General features: G+C 63.8%; 1 protein-coding gene. It reads left to right on the top strand.

What is annotated here, in order from left to right; translation table 11 throughout:
• Positions 1–184: 184 nt before the first annotated feature.
• Positions 185–539, top strand: a 355-nt coding sequence (locus tag AC1D0P_RS27900) for a ribonuclease T2 family protein (RefSeq protein ID WP_477679698.1), incomplete at its 3' end; no start/stop codon positions are given.

Raw genomic sequence — 539 nt, 5'->3', positions numbered from 1 at the left:
CCGCGGCACTGAGCGATGGCAGCCGCCGCGACATGTGGTATCTGATCGCCAGGCCTTGGGGTTTCGCCGGCGTGCCAGGCACGGACAACGTGGAATTCTGCGTCGCAGGGCTCGACCCCTGGCATGTCTACGGCAAGGATTGCTCGACGATCCGCGACACCCTTGGCTGGTGAGGAACGACAGGATGCGACGCCTGCTCCGCGTGATGCTTGCCGGATGGACGCTGATCGCGGGCCTTGCTTTGTCGCGACCTGCCGTCGCTGTCGAATTCGATTTCTACGTTCTGTCGCTGTCCTGGTCACCGACCTGGTGTGCCGGGCATGACGCCGGCGGGCGGACGCCGCAATGCAACGGCAAGCATCGATATAGTCTCGTTGTGCATGGTCTATGGCCGCAGAACGAGCATAGCTATCCCGAGAACTGCCAGAGTTCCGAGCCGGATCGCGTGCCCAGCAATCTGATCCGCAGCCTGTACGACATCGTCCCCTCGGCGGGGCTTGCCGGACATGAATGGCGCACGCACGGCACCTGTTCCGGCC

Source organism: Polaromonas sp. P1_G2 (assembly GCF_056405515.1).
This window is presented reverse-complemented; position numbering and strand designations above follow the sequence as displayed.